Source organism: Phyllobacterium myrsinacearum, assembly GCF_014138285.1.
In the GTDB taxonomy this organism is placed as follows: Bacteria; Pseudomonadota; Alphaproteobacteria; order Rhizobiales; family Rhizobiaceae; genus Phyllobacterium; species Phyllobacterium myrsinacearum_A.
Window position 1 is genome coordinate 1 of sequence record NZ_JACGXN010000039.1, and the last position, 1,319, is coordinate 1,319.

Annotated in this window: 1 protein-coding gene; it reads left to right on the plus strand. The window is 55.0% G+C overall.

Annotation, left to right across the window (positions count from 1 at the left end; translation table 11 throughout):
• Window positions 1-73: 73 nt before the first annotated feature.
• Window positions 74-1,287, plus strand: a protein-coding gene (locus tag FHW16_RS28720; RefSeq protein ID WP_182552865.1) for an IS3 family transposase whose coding sequence is annotated in 2 segments (ribosomal slippage) — window positions 74-410 and window positions 410-1,287 — 1,215 coding nt in all. Because the reading frame shifts where the segments join, the coding sequence is not laid out codon by codon here.
• Window positions 1,288-1,319 lie beyond the last annotated feature (32 nt).

Here is a 1,319-nt window from a genome sequence, read left to right on the forward strand (position 1 = left end):
TGAACTGCCCCCACTTTCGACCGGACACTCAGCATAAGCAGAAAGGCTCAAGCACGTGCTTGAGGATAGGCTTATGTCTAACGAGTATCGACACGTTGAATTAATGGTGGGAGATGTCCGGCGGCGACGCTGGACAACCGAACGTAAACTTCAGATCATCGAAGAAAGTTATGCCCCCGGCGAGACTGTTTCCTCGGCGGCACGCCGGCATGGCGTTGCGCCCAATCTTCTTTATCGCTGGCGCAGGCTTTTAAGTGAAGGAGGTGCAATGGCAGTGGATTCCGACGAGCCTGTGATTGGCAACTCAGAGGTCAAGAAGTTGGAAGATCGGGTCCGTGATCTCGAGCGCATGCTTGGTCGCAAAACGCTTGAGAACGAGATTCTGCGCGAAGCCCTTTCCAAAGCGAGCTCAAAAAAACTGATATCGCGGCCGAACTTGTTGCCGAAGGGCGGTTCGCGATGAAGACGGTGGCCGATACACTCGGCGTCTCCCGCTCGAACCTGGCCGAGCGCGTCAAAGGCATCTCAAAGTCCCGTGGCCCATATCACAAGGCACAGGACGATGAGCTTTTGCCTGATATCCGGCGTTTCGTTGATCAGCGGCCCACTTACGGCTATCGGCGCATCGCAGCGCTTCTCAATCGAGAGCGGCAATCAACGGGCCTCGCCGCGGTTAATCGCAAGCGGGTGCATAGGATTATGGCAGCCAATGCGATGCTTCTTCAGAAGCATACAGCGATGCGTAAAGGCCGCGTCCATGATGGCAAGGTCATGGTGATGCGCTCGAACCTGAGATGGTGCTCGGATGGCCTGGAGTTCACGTGCTGGAATGGAGAGGTCGTACGCGTCGCCTTCATTATCGACGCCTTCGACCGGGAGATCATTTCCTGGGTGGCTGTTGCCAATGCAGGCATCAGTGGCTCGAATGTTCGTGACATGATGCTGGAGGCCGTTGAGAAACGCTTCCGTGTGACGAGAGCGCCAACAGCGATTGAACACCTCTCCGACAATGGTTCGGCATATACTGCCCGTGACACACGACTGTTTGCTCAAGCGTTAAACCTGATCCCATGCTTCACGCCGGTGGCCAGTCCGCAATCCAACGGTATGTCTGAGGCCTTCGTCAAAACGCTCAAACGGGATTACATTCGAATTCTACCCCTTCCGGACGCTGAAACGGTGCTCCGGCAGATCGACGGATGGATAGAAGATTATAACGAAATCCATCCACATTCCGCGCTAAAGATGGCTTCCCCTCGGCAGTTTATCAAAGCATTATCTCAATAGCTGAACTGTCCGGCGAAACGGGGGGCACTCCA